The sequence below is a fragment of the Streptomyces sp. NPDC030245 genome (genome assembly GCF_055572995.1).
Window position 1 is genome coordinate 475,231 of the sequence record NZ_JBVICF010000005.1, and the last position, 19,044, is coordinate 494,274.

18 protein-coding genes are annotated in these 19,044 nt (G+C 72.2%); 9 read left to right on the plus strand and 9 right to left on the minus strand.

Annotation, left to right across the window (positions count from 1 at the left end; translation table 11 throughout):
- Nucleotides 1-70 precede the first annotated feature (70 nt).
- The 3 genes from ACZ4Z4_RS16785 (at nt 71) to ACZ4Z4_RS16795 (ending at nt 4,124) form a co-directional block, all read left to right on the plus strand.
- Nucleotides 71-1,399, plus strand: coding sequence for an erythromycin esterase family protein (locus ACZ4Z4_RS16785; protein WP_468327442.1), 1,329 nt, complete (start codon nt 71-73; stop codon nt 1,397-1,399).
- Between the two features lie 59 nt (nt 1,400-1,458).
- A complete protein-coding gene (locus ACZ4Z4_RS16790) occupies nt 1,459-2,781 on the plus strand; it encodes an MFS transporter (protein ID WP_468327443.1) in 1,323 nt (440 codons plus the stop codon).
- 77 nt (nt 2,782-2,858) lie between these two features.
- Entirely contained in the window at nt 2,859-4,124 is a 1,266-nt protein-coding gene (locus tag ACZ4Z4_RS16795) for a serine-threonine protein kinase (RefSeq protein ID WP_468327445.1), read from the plus strand.
- A 9-nt stretch (nt 4,125-4,133) separates the two neighbouring features.
- Here ACZ4Z4_RS16795 and ACZ4Z4_RS16800 read toward each other — a convergent pair whose 3' ends face one another.
- A complete protein-coding gene (locus ACZ4Z4_RS16800; RefSeq protein ID WP_468327447.1) occupies nt 4,134-6,983 on the minus strand; it encodes a penicillin acylase family protein in 2,850 nt (949 codons plus the stop codon).
- Between the two features lie 305 nt (nt 6,984-7,288).
- Here ACZ4Z4_RS16800 and ACZ4Z4_RS16805 point away from each other — a divergent pair, with 305 nt between their 5' ends.
- Nucleotides 7,289-7,897 (plus strand): hypothetical protein, encoded by a 609-nt coding sequence (locus tag ACZ4Z4_RS16805; RefSeq protein WP_468327449.1) that lies wholly within the window; start codon nt 7,289-7,291, stop codon nt 7,895-7,897.
- A gap of 65 nt (nt 7,898-7,962) precedes the next feature.
- Here the strand turns inward: ACZ4Z4_RS16805 and ACZ4Z4_RS16810 are convergent, their stop codons facing one another.
- On the minus strand, nt 7,963-8,481 hold the full coding sequence (locus ACZ4Z4_RS16810; protein ID WP_468327451.1) for a hypothetical protein: 519 nt from the start codon (nt 8,479-8,481) through the stop codon (nt 7,963-7,965).
- A 180-nt stretch (nt 8,482-8,661) separates the two neighbouring features.
- Between ACZ4Z4_RS16810 and ACZ4Z4_RS16815 the strand changes: the two genes are divergently transcribed.
- Complete coding sequence (locus tag ACZ4Z4_RS16815) at nt 8,662-9,729, plus strand: RNA ligase (ATP) (protein WP_468327453.1); 1,068 nt, start codon at nt 8,662-8,664, stop codon at nt 9,727-9,729.
- A 21-nt stretch (nt 9,730-9,750) separates the two neighbouring features.
- Here the strand turns inward: ACZ4Z4_RS16815 and soxR are convergent, their stop codons facing one another.
- Nucleotides 9,751-10,221 carry a redox-sensitive transcriptional activator SoxR gene (gene soxR, locus ACZ4Z4_RS16820; RefSeq protein ID WP_468327455.1) on the minus strand — a complete coding sequence of 157 codons (471 nt, stop codon included), beginning with the start codon at nt 10,219-10,221 and terminating at the stop codon, nt 9,751-9,753.
- A gap of 120 nt (nt 10,222-10,341) precedes the next feature.
- Between soxR and ACZ4Z4_RS16825 the strand changes: the two genes are divergently transcribed.
- Nucleotides 10,342-10,806, plus strand: coding sequence for a MaoC family dehydratase (locus tag ACZ4Z4_RS16825; protein WP_468327457.1), 465 nt, complete (start codon nt 10,342-10,344; stop codon nt 10,804-10,806).
- A gap of 7 nt (nt 10,807-10,813) precedes the next feature.
- Here the strand turns inward: ACZ4Z4_RS16825 and ACZ4Z4_RS16830 are convergent, their stop codons facing one another.
- The 3 genes from ACZ4Z4_RS16830 to ACZ4Z4_RS16840 all read right to left on the minus strand — a co-directional run bounded on the left by ACZ4Z4_RS16830 (nt 10,814) and on the right by ACZ4Z4_RS16840 (nt 13,069).
- Complete coding sequence (locus ACZ4Z4_RS16830) at nt 10,814-11,452, minus strand: TetR/AcrR family transcriptional regulator (RefSeq protein WP_468327459.1); 639 nt, start codon at nt 11,450-11,452, stop codon at nt 10,814-10,816.
- Nucleotides 11,453-11,569: 117 nt separating this feature from the next.
- Nucleotides 11,570-11,857 carry a YiaA/YiaB family inner membrane protein gene (locus ACZ4Z4_RS16835; protein ID WP_468327461.1) on the minus strand — a complete coding sequence of 96 codons (288 nt, stop codon included), beginning with the start codon at nt 11,855-11,857 and terminating at the stop codon, nt 11,570-11,572.
- A gap of 60 nt (nt 11,858-11,917) precedes the next feature.
- Nucleotides 11,918-13,069: an acyl-CoA dehydrogenase family protein gene (locus ACZ4Z4_RS16840; protein ID WP_468327463.1), complete on the minus strand. Its 1,152-nt coding sequence runs from the start codon at nt 13,067-13,069 to the stop codon at nt 11,918-11,920.
- Nucleotides 13,070-13,160: 91 nt separating this feature from the next.
- Between ACZ4Z4_RS16840 and ACZ4Z4_RS16845 the strand changes: the two genes are divergently transcribed.
- Both ACZ4Z4_RS16845 and ACZ4Z4_RS16850 read left to right on the plus strand, forming a co-directional pair.
- Nucleotides 13,161-13,811 carry a TetR/AcrR family transcriptional regulator gene (locus ACZ4Z4_RS16845; RefSeq protein ID WP_468327465.1) on the plus strand — a complete coding sequence of 217 codons (651 nt, stop codon included), beginning with the start codon at nt 13,161-13,163 and terminating at the stop codon, nt 13,809-13,811.
- 43 nt (nt 13,812-13,854) lie between these two features.
- On the plus strand, nt 13,855-14,607 hold the full coding sequence (locus ACZ4Z4_RS16850; protein WP_468327467.1) for an ArsR/SmtB family transcription factor: 753 nt from the start codon (nt 13,855-13,857) through the stop codon (nt 14,605-14,607).
- On the opposite strand, the gene ACZ4Z4_RS16855 is transcribed toward ACZ4Z4_RS16850, so the two are convergent.
- Nucleotides 14,597-15,172, minus strand: coding sequence for a TetR/AcrR family transcriptional regulator (locus ACZ4Z4_RS16855; protein WP_468327469.1), 576 nt, complete (start codon nt 15,170-15,172; stop codon nt 14,597-14,599). The genes ACZ4Z4_RS16850 and ACZ4Z4_RS16855 overlap by 11 nt on opposite strands.
- Before the next feature lie 165 nt (nt 15,173-15,337).
- Between ACZ4Z4_RS16855 and ACZ4Z4_RS16860 the strand changes: the two genes are divergently transcribed.
- Complete coding sequence (locus tag ACZ4Z4_RS16860; RefSeq protein ID WP_468327471.1) at nt 15,338-16,291, plus strand: urea transporter; 954 nt, start codon at nt 15,338-15,340, stop codon at nt 16,289-16,291.
- Nucleotides 16,292-16,321: 30 nt separating this feature from the next.
- Here ACZ4Z4_RS16860 and ACZ4Z4_RS16865 read toward each other — a convergent pair whose 3' ends face one another.
- Both ACZ4Z4_RS16865 and ACZ4Z4_RS16870 read right to left on the minus strand, forming a co-directional pair.
- Nucleotides 16,322-17,401: a zinc-binding dehydrogenase gene (locus ACZ4Z4_RS16865; protein ID WP_468327696.1), complete on the minus strand. Its 1,080-nt coding sequence runs from the start codon at nt 17,399-17,401 to the stop codon at nt 16,322-16,324.
- Between the two features lie 48 nt (nt 17,402-17,449).
- Nucleotides 17,450-18,838 (minus strand): aldehyde dehydrogenase family protein, encoded by a 1,389-nt coding sequence (locus tag ACZ4Z4_RS16870; protein WP_468327473.1) that lies wholly within the window; start codon nt 18,836-18,838, stop codon nt 17,450-17,452.
- Nucleotides 18,839-19,044: the final 206 nt, after the last annotated feature.

Sequence of the window (19,044 nt, forward strand, 5' to 3'; positions counted from 1 at the left end):
ATGGTGCGGCGCCCGGCCCGCGCGGGACGGTGATCTTCGTAGGGAATCGGTCGAGTTCAGGAGGCACGACATGGCACGGGTGACGCGCCGCAAGGTCCCTCTTCTGCTGGTCACGGCGGCCGGGACGGGTGCGCTGCTCGCTCCCCACGCGGCCCAGGCCGCGCCACGGCCCGCCGATCCGGTCGCGGCGATCGAACGCGCGGCCCATCCCCTGCGGTCGACCGACCCGGGCGGCGGCACGAAGGACCTGCGGCCGCTCGGCCGGATGGTCGGCGACGCGTCGGTGGTGGGTCTCGGCGAGGCGACGCACGGCTCGCACGAGTTCTTCACGATGAAGGAGCGGGTGTTCCGGCATCTCGTCGCGGAGAAGGGCTTCACCACGTTCGCGCAGGAGATGAGCTGGACGACCGGGCTGCGCTTCGACGCGTATGTGCGGGGCGGGGCGGGCGACGCCCGCGAGCTCGTCCACCGTGAGCTGGCGAAGACCCCGTGGGACACGGAGGAGTACGTCCATCTGCTGCGCTGGATGCGCGCGTACAACGCACAACACCCGGAGCGCGAGCTGCGCTTCATGGGCAACGACCTCAACTACCCCGAGCAGGGCGCGGAGTTGTTCGACGGGGTGAGCGACTACGTGCGCGCACACGAGCCGGAGCTGCTGCCCCGGATCACCGAGCTGTACGCGCCGCTGCGGCGCCTGACGGACGGCGACACGTACATGGGACGGCCGCTCGCCGAGCGCGAGGCGCTCGCGAAGAAGGCGCGCGAGGCGTACGACCTGCTGAAGGAGCGGAGGCCGGACGCGCGGAGCAAGCCCTACGAACTCGCCCTGCACCACGCCCGGTCCGTCGCCCAGACCGGCGACATGTACGCCTTCCCGCTCGACACGCCCGACGGCCAGCGGGACGCGATGCTGTACCGCGACCGCATCATGGCGCAGAACACGGTGTGGTGGCAGCGGTACACGGGCGGCAAGGTGCTCCTCTCGGCCCACAACGCCCATGTCGCCTACGAGTCCTTCGATCCGCGCTATCCGAAGATGCAGGGCGCCTTCCTGCGCGACAGGATCGGCAAGCGGTACGCGAGCATCGGGTTCACCTTCAACGAGGGCGGGCTGATGGCGCAGAGCGCGGATTCCCAGGTCTGGAAGCCGCGCCGGCTCGCCCCGGCGGCGCGCGGCACGAACGAGCACACGCTCGACAAGGTGCGCTTCGACGACTACTTCGTCGACCTGCGCACCGCTCCCCCGGCCGCCCGCACATGGCTGGCCGAGCCCCGGCCCACCCGGAGCATCGGCAACGCGTACCCGGACGGCCCGTACAAGATCCGCCTCGGGGCCTCGCACGACATCCTCATCCACCTGCACGACATCACACCGGCCCACCGGCAGTCTCAGTGACCGAGACCAGCCGTATCACCTATTGACTGGCCCCTACACCGACCACGAGAGTGCCGCTCGTGCAGAGCGAAGCGACAGCAACAGAGAAGCAGCAGGTCCAGGGCGGGAAGGACGGCGGCCCGGAGAGTCTGCGCCGGGTGGCCGTGGCCTCCTTCATCGGGACGGCCATCGAGTTCTACGACTTCTACATCTACGGCACGGCGGCCGCCCTCGTCCTGAACGAGGCGTTCTTCCCGACCCTCGACCCGGTCAACGCCACCCTCGCGTCGTTCTCCACGTACGCGGTGGCGTTCGCGGCGCGGCCCATCGGCTCGGTGGCCTTCGGGCACTTCGGCGACCGGGTGGGGCGCAAGTCCGTCCTGGTGGCGTCGCTGCTCCTGATGGGGCTCTCGACCGCCCTCGTCGGCCTCCTGCCCGGCTACGGCACGTGGGGCGTCTGGGCTCCGCTGCTGCTGATCCTGCTCCGCTTCCTCCAGGGCATCGGGCTCGGCGGCGAGTGGGGCGGCGCCGCGCTCCTCGCGGTGGAGCACGCGCCGAAGAAGAAGCGCGGGATGTACGCCGCCTTCCCGCAACTCGGTCCCTCCGTCGGGTTCTCCGCGGCCACCGGCGTCTTCTGGCTGCTCTCGGCCACGCTCTCCGACGACGCGTTCAGGACGTGGGGCTGGCGGGTGCCGTTCCTGCTCTCGTTCCTGCTGGTCGCCGTCGGCCTGTTCGTGCGCCTCAGGATCAGCGAGACACCGGTCTTCGCGAAGGTCATGGAGGCGCAGGAGGCGAGCAAGGTGCCCGCGCTCGACGTGCTGCGCCGCCATCCGCGCGAACTGCTGCTCGGCGCGGGCGGGATGGTCGTCGCGTACGGCCTCTTCTACACCGCCACGACCTACTGCCTCTCCTACGCCACCGGCACCCTGCACATCCCGCGCGACACCATGCTCGGCCTCTCCCTGGTGGCGTGCCTCTTCCTCGCGGCCGGCACCTGGCTCGCCGCGACGCGCTCCGACGGGGCGGGGCGGCGCCGCCTGGTGCTCGCGGGCACGGCGCTCGCGGTGGTGTGGGGGCTCGTGCTCTTCCCGCTCCTCGACACCGAGCAGCCGGTGCTCGTCGCCCTCGCGCTGGGCGGCGCCCTGTTCTGCATGGGGGTCGTCTACGGCCCGATGGGCGCCTATCTGCCCGAGCTGTTCACCACGAACGTGCGCTACTCGGGCGCCTCGCTCGCCTACAACCTGGGCGGCGTGCTCGGCGGCGCCGTCTCGCCGCTGGTGGCGACACGGCTTCAGTCGGCGTTCGGCTCCTCGTCGGTGGGCTGGTACGTGAGCGCGATGGCGGTCGTGTCGCTGCTCTGCGTCCTCGCGCTGCCGGAGACACGGGAGCGGGAACTGGCCTGACCCGTGCACCTGTTCGCCGGGGCCAGGTGCTGCGCGGTCTATGGCCAGGTGGCCCGGGCGGCAGGATCATATTTCGCGTGGAGCCCTACTGGGAATTGACCTTCGACGCCGACGGCGACGTCGACACCGCGCAGCGTGCGCAGCTGCTCTCCGGCGCGGAACGCGAACGCGTCACCGATCTGCTGGTCTTCGCGCACGGCTGGAACAACGAGCAGAAGGACGCCAGGAAGCTGTACCGGCGCTTCTTCGGGCCCTGCCGGGAGCTGGCCGGGCCAGGGGTGCGCCTCGGCTACGTCGGGGTGCTGTGGCCCGCCATCCGCTTCCCCGACGAGACCATCCCCGACTTCGACCCCTCGGCCGCCGCCGTGCCCGTCGCACCGCCCGGCGAGCCCGTGCTCGACGCGGCGACCCGGCAGGCGCTCGACCGGGCCTTCCCCGACCACGCATCGACCCTCGACCGGATCGCCGAACTGCTCGCGGAGCGCTCCGAAGTGCCGTCGCGCGTCTATGAGTTCGGGCGGCACGTGCGGGAGCTGGTCTCCCTGCGCGAGACCCACCCGGCACGCCACTTCGGCCAGGACACCGGCGCGGGCGAGCCCGCCATGCTCACCGACGACGCCGTCCAGGTCTGCGAGGTGTTCGCCGCCGCGCGCGCGGACACCGGGGAGCCGCTGCTCCTCGGCGAAGTGCGCGACCGGCTGTGGGACGGTGCGCACGAACTCCTGCGGCAGGGCACGTACTACGCGATGAAGCGGCGGGCGGGCGCGGTCGGCCAGCTGGGGCTCGGCCCCGCGATCGGGCTGCTCGCCGCCGATGTGCCGACGATCAGGGTGCACCTCATCGGGCACAGCTTCGGCGGCCGGCTCGTCTCGTACGCGCTGCGCGGGATGCCCGCGGACGTGCGGGCGGTGAAGTCCGTGACGCTCCTCCAGGGGGCGTTCTCGCACTACACGTTCGCCGAGCGGCTGCCGCACGACAAGTCGCGCGGCGGCGCCCTGCACGGCGTGCAGCGCCGCGTCGACGGCCCGCTCGTCTCCTGCTACTCGCGCCACGACGACGCGCTCGGCCGCCTGTACCCGCTGGCGTCGAAGCTGGCCGGTGACTCGTCGAGCTTCCTGAGCCTGTGGGAGCGGTGGGGCGCCATCGGCTACAACGGCATCCGTTCCGTGGCCGGCACCAAACGCATCAAGCTCGGTGACGAGGTGCCGGCCAAGGGGTGCGTGAGCGTCGACGCGGCGTCGGTGGTGCGGCGCGGCGGTCCGCCCTCCGGCGCGCACAGCGACGTGTGCCACGAGGAGCTGGCGCGCCTCGTCTTCGCCGCGGGGCGGATCGCTCTCGCCTGACGGTCCCGCCTACCGGTGCCGGGGGAACTCGACGACCTGCTGGTACGTCGGGCGGTTCTGCCACTGGACCGGCTTGTGCGTGATGCCGCCGAGCGCCCGGTGGATGATCGAGTCCGCGCACCACTGGTCGCCGGCCTTGCAGGAGTCGTCACCGGGGTAGACCTCGGTGGCGGGCTTGGCGACGGCCTGCGCGAGGGTGGTCAGGAGGGCGTCGCGGCAGGCGTCGAGCTCGCCGCCGCCGCAGTAGGTGTCGGCGAGCTCGCCCTTCACCGGCTCCCCGAGGACCTTGCGCAGGTCCTTGTCGGCATAGCCCCACCAGCCGTACTGGAAGGCCGACCCGGCGTGCGCCCCGGTCGGTCCGTGGCCCGCGGACGGCGCCTCGTCGGTGGCGAGCTGTGCGGTGAGCGCGGCGTAGAGGTCCTTGCCGAGGCCGGGCTCGAACTGGGCCTCGATCAGCAGCGGCCACCAGGCGTCCATGATCCGCACGGCGTCGGGGTGGGCGTACGTCTTCGACCCGGCCGACGTCCGGTTGCGCTGCGCGCCCGCCTTGCGCCACGCCTCCAGCTGCTGGATCGCCTTGGCCGACTGCGGATCGGTGACCGGCTTGGCGCGGAGAACCTTGAGCAGTTCGGGCAGCACCTGTTCGCCGCGCAGGTCGGTGACGGCCGCCTCCGACATGGCGCGGGTGAGGGAGGCGCGGGTGACGCCGCCCTCCTCGGTGAGCTTCCTGACCCGCCCGTCGAGCAGGTCGCCGCGGTGCACGGCGCTCATGCCGAAGCCCGCCGTGCTGAAGTCCTTCGCCTGCTTGTTGTTCCAGGAGATGTAGTAGTCCTGGTTGACGGAGTGCGGGTGCTCGGCGGGCGGGGTCTGCGCGGAGGTGTTGTTCTCGGGGTCGAAGTCCCGCCACTCGTATTCCTGTTGGCCCTTGACCGGCAGGGCGGGGTCGACGCCGTCGGCACGCTCGGGGTTGGCGCCGCTGTTGTAGTACGCGATGTCGCGCGAGTCGGCGTAGAACCAGTTGAAGGCGTAGCTGATGTGCTGCGCCGCCTTCATGAAGCTCGCGGCGTCCTTGACGTACGACGGGTCGTTGACCATCTGGAAGCCGATGATGGAGTCGGCCTCGTGGCGGTAGGTGGAGCGCAGCGAGACGTACGCGACGGGCTTGCCGTCGACGCTCGCGCGGTGCGTCACGATGCCGTACTTCGTGCGGAACACCTGCATGCGGTAGGAGCCGGCGGCCGTGGAGTCGGCGAGGGTCGGCTTCCAGGCGTTCTTGCGCTCCAGCTTCTCCATGGGCGTGCAGGTGCCCCGGTGGAGGTAGCCGGTGGACTGCTTGGTGGGGGCGCCGCCGCCCGGTTCGCAGAGCTCGACGGCGTATGTGTCGGTGATGTCCTGGCCCGCGGAGGTGGCCGACCACGCGTAGTCCTGGCCGCGCCCCAGCTGGACGTACATGCCGACGCCCGCGAAGGAGACGCCGCGGGCGCTGATGCCGGGGCCCTGGAGCTCCTGCTGCATGAGGAGCTGGGGGGCGAAGTAGCCCGTCTGCGGGCCGAAGACGGCGACGGGGTTGCCGCTCGCGGTGTGCTTGCCGGAGACGAGCAGGGCGTTCGACATGCCCTTCTTGTGTCCGTCCTCGCCGAAGAGGTCCGCGGGCAGGACGCCCTTGTCGTACATGCCCTGAAGCGGCTTGAGCTTCTTCGGTGCCTTCACCGGGTCCTTGGCGCCGCTCCTCGCGCCGCCCTCGCGGTCGTACACGAGCTGTTCGCGCTCGACGGAGCCGGGGTCCGGCAGCGCGGTGCCGCGCGCCTTCTCGGGCTTGCCCGCGTACGGGAAGCCCGTGCCGTCGTGGATGGTCTGGACGGCCTCGGGGTCGTTGCGGGCGCGGAAGGACTCCCAGACCTCCGTGCCCTTCTCGACGCCGTACTTCTCCTGGGACTTGAGGAGGGAGAGGGCGGACTCGACCTCTCCGCCGCCGCCGTTGCCGAAGAGGCCGCCGACCACGGAGGCCAGCGCGATCATGTCGGTGACCTTGAAGGGCTCGATCTCGCCGGCGTTGGTGATCGCGTCGATCTTGCCGGTCAGGACGTACTCACCGGGGAAGTAGCGGCCGTTCTTGGCCTTCACGCGGTAGGCGTTGAGCCCGTCTATGTAGGCCTGCGCGTCCTCCATCGCCTGCCGGCCGCGCTCTCCCTGCGTCGACTTGATGTACTCGACCTGCTTCTCGAGGTCCTTCTCGGTGTACGGGGCCTGCGGCCAGAACTGCTGCTCCAGGCCCTGGTTGGCGAGCGCGCCGCCCGCGAACGAGGTCAGCTGCCCGCGCCCGATGTGCCGGAAGAGGTCGATGAGCCAGAGCCGGTCCTGTCCGGCGGCGAAGCCCGCGCCGAACTCGGTGCCGTAGCGCGTGGTGCCCTTGATGTGCGGGATGCCGTACTTCTTGTCCCGGGTGATCGTCACGTCGTCGCGCGGTCTGGTGACGGAGGCGACCTGGCCCTCCCGTACGCCGAAGGAGGCGTCGTTGAAGAACTCGGTGAGGCGGTCGTCGGTGAGCGAGGGGTAGCCGGAGGAGAGCGCGTCGTAGGGCGCCAACTGGTCGTCGGCGTGCGGGGGCTGGGTGCCGAGGACCCGGTGGGCGAGGATCTCGGCGAGCGTCGCGCTGCCGTTCGCGCCGGGCGGCAGGATGTCCGCGCACTGGCTTCCGCAGTGGTCGACGGGCTCCTGCCGCGGCTCGACGGGCTCCTGTTTCGGCGCCGGGTCCCGCGGGGCGGCCGCGGCGCCCGCCTGGGGCGCGAGCAGGGCGGCGCCGAGCGCCAGCGCCGCCCCCGAGGTGAGAGTTCTGAGCCTGACGGTGCCACGTCGCATGGGTGCTCCTCCGGGTCCTGCGGAAGGCCGATGCGGCGGAGGCTACTGGCGGGTTGCCGAACCCGAAAGATGAACAAGCGTCGCCTTTGCCGAATCACCACAACGCGCCCCCCTTGTGTCGGCATCACCCCAGATGAGGCGGGCAGGCGAAAAACAGTCGCGCGAAGAGGGAGCCGAATCGCGTGTCGATACGTCTACTCGGCGACGTCGTTTCGAACTCGATCGACTTGGCTCGACATCGACGCAGGCGAATGCGGAACACGGGGTACCAGTACGCGAAGCATGTGTGACGGAGGTGCAGGGCGATGGCCGGATTCCGGAGTCTCGCGAGACAGGTGCGCGATCCGAAGAGCGATCTGGCGCTGCGACGCTACTCGCTGCGCAAGTGCCTGGAGAGGTTCGCCCCCTACGGACACCGGGCGACCTGGGACCATCTGTGCGCCAGGGCCGGGTTCGGGCCCGAGGACAGGTCCCCCGACCCGGCGAGGCTGGTGTCGGCGCTGAACGAGCTGGAGGCGGCCCGCGCGGTCTGGCTCGCCTACGAGGCGGGCTTCGCGGAACGCCGCCGCAAGGAGAAGCACGACGGGCTCAGGCGCCCGGGCAGCTTCGACGACTGGCACCGCTGCACCTGGGGCGGGTTCGGGGTCGCCTGGTGCGACGACCCCGACGTCCACCCGCACGAACCCCTCGCCGAGGTGCTGCGCCGGATCATCGCGGCGCTGGAGCGGGAGCCGGGCACGGGCTGCCCCGTCTGCGCGGACACCGCCCTCGCCTGGAAGCACGGCCTGGCGCACGAGCCGTCCTCGGGAGCGGTCTGCACGGGCTGCGGCATCGTCGTGCCCGCCCCCGTCCTCACCCCGGAGGCGGTCACCCGGGCACGGTCGAGGTCACTGCGGTCCCTGGTGTCCGCCTGACCGCCCCTCGGTGAACTCCTGACCGGCGCGGCCCGGCGCGGGTTCCGGGCCGCGCCGGAAAGCGGCTAGGGCGTCTTCACGTCCGTGTGGATGGCCAGCTTGAACTGGGCGTGGATCAGCGGTGTCCGGAGCTTCACGTCGCCCGCGCCGCGGGTCGAGATCTTCAGGCCGACGGGTGTGTCCGGGTGCACGAACATCTGCCAGAGGTAGGTGCGGTACTGCCCGCCCCTGGTCGGCGCCGCGTCGGTGGTCGCCGTCGAGTCGTAACCGGTGGTGAGGTTCAGCGGGTCGCGCACATAGCGCGAGCGGTGCTCGGTGGCCTTGGTGTCGGCCGCCCAGAAGACCATGGCGGAGAGCATGCCCCAGCCGTCGTGGCTGGGCCAGATCAGCCCCGAGCGGGCGTCCGGGAACTTCGACGGGCTGGTGCCGCCCTTCGAGGGGTCGTGCATGCGCCACGGGTCATAGGACTCGTCACCCGTGCCGTACGGAAAGCGCACCAAGTAGTAGCCGTCACTGTCGTACTTGATGGATTGCTGCCCGTGCCGTGCGGCGTCCCACAGCAAGGAGCAGATGGCGACAGACATGTGGTCCCCCGATCCGCGTCGACGTGCTCTGCGTATTTCCCTGTGCACAAGACACGTTGGTACCGCGCGGGCGGTTGCGGGAGGTCTAGCACAGGGAAATTCCGGTGGTCACGTGGATTTGCCGGGCGGCAGAGTGATCGTCGATGAAGGACACCGGAAGCCCCTGAGGAGAACGGCCCCATGTCGACGCTGCGCGTCACCGCCGAAACACTGACGATCCACGAGCATCCGGGCGCCGACGCCCTCGAACTGGCCCAGGTGGGCCTGTACCGCGCCGTCGTCGCCAAGGGCGCCTACCGCACCGGCGAGAGCGCGGTCTACATCCCCGAGCAGTCGGTGCTGCCCGCCGCGCTCATCGAGGAGCTGGGTCTCACCGGGCGGCTGGCGGGCGGCAACCGCGACCGGGTCAAGGCGGTACGGCTGCGCGGTGAGCTGTCGCAGGGCATCGTCTGCCGCCCGGCCGCGCTGGCCGGCGTCGACCTGGCGCGGGCGGCGGCCGACGGCACTGACTTCGCGGAGCTGCTCGGCATCACCAAGTGGGTGCCGCCGGTCCCGCCGACGATGAGCGGTGACGTGGAAGCCGCACCCGACCTGCTGCCGTGGGTCGACATCGAGAACATCCAGCGCTGTCCGGACGTCTTCGAGCCCGGCGAGCCGGTCGTCGTGACCGAGAAGCTGCACGGTTCGGCCTGCCTGGTGACGTACGTCGCCGACGGCGGGCGTGTGCACGTCTCCTCGAAGGGGTTCGGCGCCAAGTCCCTGGCGCTGCGGGAGGACGCGCGCAATCTGTACTGGCGGGCAGTGCGCGGGCACGGCGTCGCGGCCGCCGCGGCCCGGCTCGCGGAGCGGCTCGGGGCGCGCCGGGTCGGCGTCTTCGGCGAGGTGTACGGGGCGGGGGTGCAGGACCTGGCCTATGGCGCGGACGGCCGGCGCGACACGCTCGGGTACGCCGTCTTCGACGTCAGCGCGGACGTCGACGGCCAGGTGCGCTGGCTGGACGCGGCCAAGCTGCTCGCCGGTGAACTGCCGCTGGTGCCACGGCTCTACGAGGGCCCCTACGACGCCGAGCGCGTCCTGGAGCTCGCGACGGGCCGGGAGACCGTGTCCGGGCAGGACCTGCATCTGCGGGAGGGCGTCGTGATCCGGCCGGCCGTGGAGCGGTACAGCCCGGTGACCGGCGGGCGGGCCATCGCGAAGGCGGTCAGCCCGGCCTATCTGACGCGCAAGGGCGGTACGGAGTACGAGTGACCGCGGGCCCCGCCGGGCGCCTCACGTCCGGCGGGGCTTGCGGTCCACCAGCAGGCGGGAGCCGCTGTGCCGCTCGCCGAAGACGTCGTCGGGGTTGGACAGCACGCAGGTGTCCAGGGAGAGGCAGCCGCAGCCGATGCAGTCGGTCAGGTGGTCGCGCAGCCTGCCCAGCTGTTTGATGCGCTTGTCCAGCTCCGAGCGCCACCCCTCCGAGAGGCGCGCCCAGTCCTCGCGGTTGGGCGTGCGCTCCTCGGGCAGCGAGTCGAGGGCCTCGCGGATCGTGGAGAGCGGGATGCCGACGCGCTGGGAGGCGCGGATGAAGGCGACGCGGCGCAGCGTGTCCCGGTGGTAGCGGCGCTGGTTGCCGGAGGTGCGGCGGCTGGAGATGAGGCCCTTGGACTCGTAGAAGTGCAGGGCGGACACGGCGACGCCGCTGCGGTCGGCCAGCTGGCCGACGGTGAGCTCGTGGACCTTCTCCGGTATCTGGGGCACTCCTCAAACCTACTGGCTGGTCCGTTGACACGCGTCGGCCCACACCCCATGCTGAGCAAGCGCTTAGTCTGCGTACGTTCTCGCATGCGTCCACTCGCATACGTCTAGGAGGCCAGGGACATGGCGGAGCCGAGGATCTTCACGTCGCCCGACGAGCTGCGCGCCGCGGTCGGCGAGCAGCTCGGATACAGCGACTGGCTGGAGATCGACCAGAAACGGATCGACCTCTTCGCGGAGGCGACCGGCGATCACCAGTGGATCCACGTGGACGCGGAGAAGGCGGCGCAGGGCCCCTTCGGGACGACCATCGCGCACGGCTACCTGACGCTTTCCCTGCTGCCGAGCCTGGTGCCGCAGACGATGCGGGTCGAGGGCATGAGGATGGGCCTCAACTACGGCACGGAGAAGGTCCGCTTCCCCTCCCCCGTGCCGGTCGGCTCACGGCTGCGCGCCACCGCCGTGCTCACCGACGTCACGCCGACGAAGGACGGCGGCGTGCAGGTGACGGCCAAGGTCACCGTGGAGCGCGAGGGCGGCGAGAAGCCCGCCTGCGTGGCGGAGTCGGTGTCGCGCTACTACTTCTGAGGTATCGCTACTTACGGGGTTCCGCGGGCCGTGCGCCCACCATCCGCAGCACGAGGTCGGCGTAGAGCGCGCCGACCTCGTCGGGCGTCCGGTGTCCCGCCACGTTGAACCAGCGGGCGACGTCGATGCAGAGCGAGAGGACGGCGAGCGTGGTGCCCGGCACGTCGGGGACGTCGAACTCCCCGGTCCGCACCCCGTCGTTGATGATGTCCCGCACCGCCGCGTCCGACTTGCGGCGCAGCGCGACGATCTCCGTGCGGTGCTCCTCACCGAGCGCGTCCAGTTCGTACTGCACGACGCGCGCGGTCGTGTGGTGGGCGGCGTGCCAGCCGACGAAGGAGCGCACGGCCGCCGCGAGCCGCTCCGCGGGGCCGCCCTCGCCGTCCGCGGCGGTCCGCAGGATGGCCAGGGCCTTGTCGTGGCCGATCCGGCTGATGCGGTGGAGGAGCTCTTCCTTCGTCTTGTAGTGGATGTAGAGCGCGGCGGGGCTCATGCCGGCGCGGCCCGCGATGTCGCGGGTCGTCGTCGCGTGATAGCCGCGCTCGGCGAAGGCCTCGACGGCGGCGACCAGCAGTCGCCTGGCCGCGTCGGGGCTGACCTCGCCCCACGGCTGCTCCTCGCCGCCGGTCTCCTCCGCCGCACCCATGTCCACTCCTTCGCCGTTCGGGAGGGACACCATACCCCTGCCGGTGAGCAAGCGCTTAGGGCGACGGCCGGATCGGGGCAGGTCAGGTCGGGTCCGGCCGGTTCCGGCCGGGTGGGGTCAGGGCTTGGCGAACGGGTCGTGTTCGGCGAGGAGCCGGTCGACGCGGGCCTGGTCGACCCTGCTGACGATCTGCTCCACCTCCTGCCGGTCCCTGATCACCTTGGCGAGGGTGAACGCGGAGGTCGTCAGGTAGAGCACCGAGACGGCGAGGAAGCCCCGCACCCAGGCGGAGGCGTCGAGGTAGCCGATGCCGACGACCACCGCGCCGAGGGCGATGGCGAAGGAGGCGACGGCCTGGCCGTAGTAGGCGGTGGTGGTCTGCTGCTTGACGAGTGGCTCGGTCATGACCGCAGCATCGCGCTCACGTGACCGGCACCACATCCGCTCGCGTACTCAGGTCGGTACTCAGAAGGCCGAGACCCCGGTCAGCGCACGGCCGATGACGAGCTTCTGTATCTGGCTGGTGCCTTCGTAGAGGGTCATCACCCGGGCGTCGCGCAGCAGCTTGCCCGCCGGGTACTCGTCGATGTAGCCGTAGCCGCCGAAGACCTGGAGGGCGTTGTTGGCGGCGCGCACGGCGGCCTCGGAGGCGAACAGCTTGGCCTTGGAGGACTCCGTGGCGAACGGCCGGCCCCGGTCGATCAGGTCAGCGACCCGCCAGGTCAGCAGCCGTGCGGCGTCCACGTCCACCGCGATGTCGCTGATCAGCTCCTGCACCAGCTGGTGGTGGGCGATGGTCTTCCCGAACTGCTCGCGCTCGGTGGAGTACCGCACCGCCGCGTCGAGGGCGGCCTGCGCGATGCCCACGCAGCCCGCCGCCACCGACATGCGCCCCTTGGCCAGCGCCGACATGGCGACGGAGAAGCCCTTGCCCTCGGGCGCCATCATGGCCGAGGCGGGGACCCGCACGTCCTCCAGGACGAGTTCGGCGGTGGCCTGGCCGCGCAGGCCGAGCTTGCCGTGCAGGGTGCGGCGGGTGAGGCCGGGGGTGTCGGTGGGGACGAGGAAGGCGGAGACACCCTTGTGGCCGGGGGCGTCGCCGGTGCGGGCGAAGAGGAGCACGACGTCCGCCCAGGTGCCGTTCGTGATGAACATCTTGGTGCCGTTGATGACGTACGCGTCGCCGTCGCGGACGGCCCTCGTCGTGAGGCTGCCCGCGTCGGAGCCGGTGCCCGGTTCGGTGAGCCCGAAGCACCCGACGTACTCGCCGGAGGTGAGCCCCGGCAGCCACTGCCGCTTCTGCTCCTCGCTCCCCCAGTGCGCGATCGTCTTGGCGACCAGGCCGAGCGAGACGGAGACGATGCCGCGCACGGAGGAGTCACCGCGCCCGAGCTCCTCGGTCACCAGGCAGTACGCGAGGTGGTCGCCGCCCGAACCGCCGTACTCCTCGTCGATGGTGAGGCCGAGGAAGCCGACATCCCCGAGCTTCTTCACGAGGGCCCGGTCGACGCTCTCGGCGCGGTCCCACTCGACGACGTGCGGGGTGATCTCGCGCGCGACGAACTCCTCGGCCAGCTCCCGGACGGCGGCCTGCTCGTCGCTGAGCTCCAGGTTCATCGTGGGCACCTCTTCGCATGGGGTTACGGCGAGTACGTGGGGTTTTAAATTAGCACTGCTAGTTTCTGGGGGCAGCCCTACTATGTGCCGCATGGCCCGACCGCGCAAGCCCCTCCTCAGCCGAGAACGCATCGTCGACACGGCCCGCGCCCTCGTCGACGCCGAGGGACTCGCGGCCGTCTCCACGCGCCGTCTCGCCGCCGAGCTCGGAGTCAGCGGACCCTCCCTCTACAACCACTTCCGCACCAAGGACCAGATCCTGGAGGCGGTCGCGGACTCGGTGAGCGCACAGGTCGACCTGTCGATGTTCGACGCCGCCGACGGGCGTGACTGGCGTACCGCGCTGCACGACTGGGCGGTCTCCTACCGGGCCGCTCTCACCCGGCACCCGAACATCGTGCCGGTGCTCGCGCGGGGCCCGGGCCGCCGCCCGGCCGGACTGCGGCTCGCGGACGCGGTGTTCGGGGCGATGGTCGACGCGGGGTGGCCCGCCGCGCAGGCCACGTCGATCGGCGCGCTGATGCGGTACTTCATCATGGGCTCCGCGCTCGGCTCGTTCGCCGGGGGCTTCGTGGACGACGAGGCCGCCTACGACCCCGCCGACTACCCGCACCTGGGCCAGGCCCACCTGCTCGCCGAGCGCCAGCAGGTCATCGACGAGCGCGCCTTCGAGGCGGGCCTCCGGGCACTGCTCGACGGGCTCGCGCTCCAGTACGAACAGGTCGCGGCCCAGCGGCTGTGACCCTTCGGTGCGCGCCGAAGTGTTTCCGGCGCACCCTGGAGACATGAAGCCGGGCCCCACGAAGAACACCACCGCACCCGCCGACGCCTCCGCGACCGCCGCGGCCCTCGCCTCCCTCGCCGCGCTGTTCGCCGACGAGACGCGGGCGGTCTGCCTGCTCGCCCTGCTCGACGGGCGGGCCTGGACGGCCGGCGAGCTGGCCCGGCGCGCGGGCGTCGCCGCGTCGACGGTCAGCGAGCACCTGGGCAGGCTGGTCGCGGGCGGCCTGCTCACCGAGGCCAGGCAGGGCCGCCACCGCTACGTGCGGCTCGCCGACGCGCGCGTCGCCCAGCTCGTCGAGGACCTCGCCGCCCACGCGGCGCCCGGCACGCCGGTCGCGCCCCGCACGCTGCGCGAGGCCGGTGCCGCCGGCGCGATGGCCCGCGGCCGCACGTGCTACGACCACCTGGCGGGACGGCTCGGGATCACGATCACCGGGGCGATGACGGAGCGGGGGCTGCTGCGGCAGGACACCGGGTTCGCCCTGACCGACCAAGGGGTGGCGTGGTTCGGGGAGTTGGGGATCGAGCTCGCGCGGGGCGGGCGGCGCCCGCTGGCCCGGGGCTGCCTGGACTGGACGGAGCGCCGGCCCCACCTCGCCGGGGTCGCGGGGGCGGCGCTGTGCCGGCACGCGCTGGCCACGGGGTGGTGCGAGCGGATCGGTTCGGAGCGCGCCGTGCGGGTGACCCCGGCCGGGGCGCGGGCCTTCGCCGCGCACCTCGGTGTGGACGGCCTCCAGGACGCCGTCACTCGGTGACGATGCGCTCCACCGCGGCCGCGACGAGGGCGTCGCGCTCGGCCTCCGAGAGGACGTCGGGCAGGGTGAGCTGTTCGACGATGAGCCAGTTGAAGGCCAGGTACAGCAGCTTGACCGCCGTCGCGTCGCCCGGCAGCCCGGATTCGGCGTGGTACGAGAGGTTGGCCGCCAGGTCGGCGCTGACGCGCTCGGTGAGGACGGCGCGCAGCTCCGGGCGCCGGGTGGCCTCCAGGCGCAGTTCGAGCAGGGCGAGATAGCCCGTGCGGAAGCCGCTGACGCGCCCGACGACCTCGCGCATCAGCTCGACGTAGGTCTCCTTGTCGGGCTTGGCGGCGCGCTGCCGCTCGATGATCGCCTCGTCGGGCGTGAGGCGCTCGTAGACGCGGGCGCCCGCCTGGGTGAGGAGGTCGTCGCGGTTGCCGAAGTAGTTCGACGCCGTGCCCGTGGGCACCGCGGCCTCCGTGTCCACCGCCCGGAAGGTCAGCCCGCGGGCGCCCTCTCTGGCCAGCACCTCGATGGCGGCGTCCACCAGAGCCGCCCGCCGCCCGTCGTTCCTGCGCACCATCGCCGCACCACTCCATTCGCAGTACTACACCTTGACCACTATGAGAAGAGTACTCCATGGGGCCCCGCGGCGGGCGAGGTAGCTGTAATCTGCATCCGTCCTGGCGGGCGAAACCAGGACGTCACAAGACCAGGACCCAACAGAAGACGTGACACGGGAGTGGCCGTGGGATACGCGACGGATGCGCTCCGTCTCTTCGCCGCGCAAGTGCTGCGCGGCCAGGCGCAGGTGACCTTCCTGCCGAGCGTCGCCGCGGGCGCCGTCTTCTGCGTGGCGCTGTTCGCCGGGGGCTGGGAGTACGGGCTCTACGGCCTGGCGGGCACCACCGTGGGGACGGCCACCGCGCGGCTCCTCGGCGTGGCCCGCGACCGCGTGGCGACCGGCCTCGAAGGGTTCAACGCCTGCCTCACGGCGCTCTCCTTCGCCGTCCTCCTCGGGGCGGAACACGTGTCGACGGCGCTGCTCGCCGTCGCGGGCTGTGTGGTCGTCACGGTCGTGACCGCGGCCGCGGTCCGGTTCCTCGGGGCCTGGGAGCTGCCGTCGCTCACCCTGCCGTTCTGCCTGACCGCCTCCGCGGCGACCGTCGCCGCGCCGGGCTTCCGGCACGTCTGGCACCACGGGGAGGGACCGGCCGCGCTCGCGCGTGCCGCGACGGGCTCCACCGCGCCGCAACCCGCCGACCTGGCCCGGGGGTTCTTCGCCGGCTTCGGCCAGATCTTCTTCATGCCGCAGTGGTACGTGGGCGCCCTGCTGCTGCTCGGCCTGCTCGTCGCCGGGCGCCGCACCGCGGCCGTCGCGTGCCTCGGCAGCGCGGTGGGGCTGGGCACCGCGTGGGCCCTCGGCGCCCCCGCCGCGCGGCTCGCCGACGGCACGGCGGGGTACAACTCCGTCCTCGTGGCCCTCGCCCTGTGCGGCGTCTTCCTGCCGGTGCGGGCGGCGACACTCGCGTACGCGCTCGTGGGCGCCGCCACCGCGACGGCGCTCGGACCGGCCGTGGCGGCGTTCTCCGCGCCGGTCGGCGGGCACGCCTTCACCTGGCCCTTCGTGCTGACCACGCTCGTGTTCCTGGCGGCAGCCAGGTCCTTTCCCCGGCTGACGGGTTCGCCGACCGGGAAGTGACAGCACGGCCCGGCAGCGGCCGGGCGCGGCTCAGAACACGACGAGCGCCCGCCCGCCCTTGCCCGCGACCATGTTCTCGAAGGCGGCCGGGATGCCGTCGAGACCGATCCGGTCGGTGACCAGGGCGCCGAGGTCGAGGCTGCCCGCCCTGATGTGCCCGGCGAGGACCGGCAGGTCGACCGCCGGGTCGCAGTTGCCGTACACGCAGCCGGACAGGGTCCTGCCCCAGTGGAAGAGCTCCAGGGCGTTGAAGGTGACCTGCTGGTCCTTGCCGCCGATGCCGACCACCGTGGTGCGTCCGCCGCGCCGCGTCGACTCCCAGGCCGAGCGGATCGTCACCGCGCGCCCCACGCACTCGACCGCGACGTCGGCGCCGTGGCCGCCGGTGAGCCCCCGGATCTCGCGCGGAGTGGTCGGCGAGGCCACCACGTAGTCGGTGGCTCCGGCCGAGCGCGCCAACTCCTCCTTCGCCGGGGAGACGTCGACGGCGATGATCTGGCCGGCGCCCGCGATCCTGGCCGCCTGCAACGTGGCGAGACCCACCCCGCCGACGCCGAAGACCACGACGCTCTCGCCCGCGCGGACCCGCGCCGAGTGGTGCACGGCGCCGTACCCGGTCAGGACGGCGCAGCCGAGCAGGGCCGCGTCGATGAGCGGGACGCCGTCGGGCACCGGCAGGACGCAGCCCGCCGCGACCACCGTCTCCTCGGCGAAGGCGGCGACGTTGAGGCCGGGGTGCAGGTCGGTGCCGTCCGGCCGCCTGGCGTAGACGTCGGCGGCGCCCGCGAGGGCGTTGCCGCAGAGCCACACCTCGCCGAGCGAGCAGGCGTGGCAGCTGCCGCAGGAGGGGGCCCAGTTCAGGACGACTCCGTCGCCGGGCGCGAGGTGCGTGACCCCCTCGCCGACGGAGACCACGGTGCCCGCGCCCTCGTGGCCGAGGACGGCGGGCACCGGCACCCGCATCGTGCCGTTGGTCAGGGACAGGTCGGAGTGGCAGACCCCGGCCGCCGCGAGGCGCACCCGGACCTGGCCGGGGCCCGGATCCGGCAGGTGGATCTCGGCGATCTCCAGCGGCGAGCCGACGGCGGGGAGGATGGCGGCGCGGACCACGTTCACGTACTCCTTGGGGAGGTTGGCAAGGGGCGGGGTCGGGCGGTTTCAGAACTGAAGGGACTTCGTCTGGAGGTACTCCGTCAGGCCGTGCGCGCCCAGCTCGCGGCCCACGCCCGACTGCTTGTAGCCGCCGAAGGGCGCGAGGGGGTTGAAGCTGCCGCCGTTGATGTCGACCTGGCCGGTGTCCATGCGTCGGGCGAACGCGACCGCCTCCGCGTCGTCGGCCGCCCACACCGCGCCCGCGAGACCGTACACGGTGCCGTTGGCGATGCGCAGGGCGTCGTCCTCGTCCTCGTAGCGGATGATCGAGAGGACCGGGCCGAAGATCTCCTCCTGGGCGATGGTCATCTCGGGCGTGACGTCCGCGAAGACGGTCGGCTGGACGAAGTAGCCGCGCTCCCTGGGCGATTCGGGGCCGCCCGCCACGATGCGGGCGCCCTCCTCGACGCCCTTCTCGATGTAGCCGCGCACGCGCGCCTGCTGCTTGGCGTTGACGACGGGGCCGATGCGGTCGCCGTACTTGGCGGCGGCGGCCGCGGCGAGCTCCACCGCCTCGTCGTACCGGTCGGTGTGGACCAGCATGCGGGTCCAGGCGCTGCACGTCTGGCCGGAGTTGGACATGACGTTGGCGACGCCGACGTTGACGGCCTTGGCGAGGTCGGCGCCGGGCAGGATGACGTTGGCGGACTTGCCGCCGAGCTCCAGGGCGACGCGCTTGACGGCCGCACCCGCCGTGGCGCCGATCTGCTTGCCGACCGCCGTCGAGCCGGTGAACGAGACGAGGTCGACGCCCTCGTGCTCGGCGAGCGCCTGGCCCGCGACCGGGCCGAGGCCGGTGACCAGGTTGAACACACCGGCCGGCACGCCCGCCTCGTGGACCGCCTCGGCGAAGAGCTGGGCGGTGAGGGGCGTGTCCTCGGCGGGCTTGAGCACCACCGTGCAGCCCGCGGCGAGCGCGGGGGCCACCTTATTGACGATCTGGTGGAGGGGGTAGTTCCAGGGCGTGATCGCGCCGACCACGCCGACCGGCTCCAGATAGACGGTGGAGTTGCCGACCCGCTCCTCGAAGGGGTGCGTCGCGGCGAGTTCGGCGTACGAACCGGAGACCAGGATGGGCACCCCGGCGTGCACGGCCTGCGAGAACGGCAGCGGGGCGCCCAGCTCGGCGGTGACGGTCTCGGCTACCTCGTCCTTGCGGGCGACGAGCCGGTCGCGGAGTGCGCCGATCAGGGCGGCGCGCTCGGTGGGCGGGGTGGCGGCCCAGCCGGGCAGGGCGGCGCGGGCGGCGCGGACCGCGGCGTCGACGTCCTCCGCGGTGCCCGCGGGGACCTGGCCGACGGGCTGCTCGTCGGCCGGGTTCAGGACCGTGATGGTGTCGGTGCCCGCAGCGGGGCGCCAGGCACCGTCGATGTACATCCCGTCATGGGCCTTCATCGCATTCCTCCAGGTTGTCGTCCGCGCTACAAACTAGCGCCGATAGTTTTCGGGCACCAGGGGCCACGGCACCGGCGCCCGCGCCGACCGGTCCGGCCGCGCCCCGCGGGCCGGTTCCAGCCCCGGGCGAGCGCCCGTCCACCCTGCTTCCAGACCGCCCCGAGGCCCGCACGAGGCCGCCGACCAGCGCGCGAGGCGGCGGCCTG